Annotated in this window: 2 protein-coding genes; both read left to right on the top strand. The window is 58.5% G+C overall.

All coding sequences use genetic code 11. The features are described from left to right. Positions 1–90 precede the first annotated feature (90 nt). Positions 91–720, top strand: coding sequence for a hypothetical protein (locus ACT3TP_RS18595; RefSeq protein WP_444621276.1), 630 nt, complete (start codon positions 91–93; stop codon positions 718–720). A 14-nt stretch (positions 721–734) separates the two neighbouring features. Beyond that, the coding region (locus tag ACT3TP_RS18590; protein WP_444621275.1) for an ice-binding family protein at positions 735–2,113 on the top strand (1,379 nt) is incomplete at its 3' end.

Here is a 2,113-nt window from a genome sequence, read left to right as displayed (position 1 = left end):
AGCATAGCTGCGGCCATAGCTCCTCAACGGAGAACGAAGCATCTACTCCTCCCGGCCCATCCCACCACTCCCACACCCGGAGGTATCCCTATGCGCAATCCATCTGCTCGCACCACTAAAATTGTCGGCTTCGCTGCGGCTCCCGTAGCCATCCTGCTAGCCGGCGCCATGGTGTGGCAGGCGTCCAACGCCGCTTTCACCGCCACCACTCGCAACTCCGGCAACTCTTGGGCCACCGGCCAGGTCGCACTGACCGACGATGACAAGGGCACCGCGGCGTTCACCGTCGATAAGCTTGTCCCAGGACAGAGCGGCACCAAGTGCATCGTCGTTACCTCAAACTCCACTGTTCCCGGTGAGGTGCGTTCCTACGTACAAAACCTCGCCACCTCAGCCGTAGGCTTGGACGAGCACATCACACTGAATATCGAGCGCGGCACCGGCGGAACATTCGACGACTGCACCGGGTTCACCCCCATTGGTAGCGCCCCGGAGGCCTACTCCCTCAAAGAACTCTCCACAGCAAACCACGACTACGCCACCGGCGGCACAGCCACTGCGTGGGAGACTGAGGGTACCCCCGGAGAAAAGACCGTTTACCGCGGCACGTGGACTTTCGACGCTGCAGGATTGAGCCAGTCGCAGCTCGACGCTCTGCAAGGTGCCCAAACCAGTATCGACCTCGTCTGGGAACTGCAGAGCGACGCGCCAGCCAACTAATTCCAACGCACTGAGTGAGCAATAGACAACAACACCGAAAACCTGCAACACCCCGCATACCGGGGTGGGGCAGGCTACTTGGCTTTGCGCTAGCCGAAGGTTACCTCGTCGCTTTAGCCACTCTCGCCGCCATCGCCTTCGTCCCGGTGCTCTTTGGCTGGCACGCGACGATGGTCCAAACAGGCTCGATGGAACCACACATCAGTCCGGGCGATGTGGCTGTTGCCTCTCCTTGGGATGAGAACGATCCAGTACCCATGGGCGGCGTCGTACAGTATCGAAGCCCAGCAGCTGCCGAACCCGACGGGATTGAACGCCTACGCCTGCACCGCATCGTGGAAGCTAACGACGACGGAACATTTGTCACTGCCGGCGATGCGAATCACGATGTCGACAGCAGCTCACTGAAACGATCCCAGATTACTGGGCAAGCACGCATCTTGATCCCAATGATTGGGCTCCCTGGCTTCTGGTTGAACACAGGCAATTACGGTCCGTTGATTCTCTGGGGCCTAGTTACTTTAGCAGCCCTGATATTGGCTTTCAGAGGTCCCGGGCGCCACCCGGATACAAATGACGATTCCGATGGGAAACCGGACCTACCCGAAGAAGAAGTGGCTGAAGAGCGTGTGGGTGTCACGGAAATTCTCTCGCCACGGCGTTTAGACCGGCGGACTGCGCTCACACTTATTGGCCTAGCCGCTGCGGGAAGCATCGTCGGTACCCAAGTACCAGTCTCGAGTGCGGCGTTCAGCACCAGAACCCGCACCAAGGCGAGCTGGTCCGTTGCGAAGCTGCCCGAACTCACACTGGGCAGAGCAGCCACGTACCTGCTCATGGCACATGAAAGCATTCAGCACAGCCCGACGCTGGGTGTCGGCACCACAATTTCGGGCAGTGTTGCCACGAGCCCGGGAACAAAAATTGAAGGATTCTGGCCCTGGGACATTTCTGGAAGCACCGACCGCAATACCACCGGCGCACGCAACGCTAAAACAGACCTAATGGTTTTGTATGCCGCTCTGGACAAATATCCCGCGACTGCCATCCGAGACTCAGTGCTCTCGGGAACAATTAGACCAGGGGTGTACACGAGTTCCACCGGACGCTTCACTATCAATGGCACGGTAACCCTTGATGGCCAGGGCGATCCCAATGCACGGTTCATTTTCCGCGCGAACACCATCACCTCCGCCAATGGAAGCACCGTTGTCTTCACACGAGGTACCAAAGCGGCCAACGTGTACTGGCGTAGCACCGGAGATATCACTCTTGGATCATCAAGCACTAACCGAGGCATCTACTTAGCCAACTCTCACGGTGTCATGCAGTCCCGCGCAGAACTAGTCGGTTATCTCTACTCATGCACCAGCTCGCTGACGATAACGCGATC

Origin of the sequence: Glutamicibacter sp. AOP38-B1-38 (assembly GCF_052377485.1) — a bacterium.
In the GTDB taxonomy this organism is placed as follows: domain Bacteria; phylum Actinomycetota; class Actinomycetes; order Actinomycetales; family Micrococcaceae; genus Glutamicibacter.
This window is presented reverse-complemented; position numbering and strand designations above follow the sequence as displayed.

Excerpts from the sequence above, each read along its gene's own strand:
- ACT3TP_RS18595 (WP_444621276.1), top strand. The coding sequence starts at position 91 with ATGCGCAATCCATCTGCTCGCACCACTAAAATTGTCGGCTTCGCTGCG.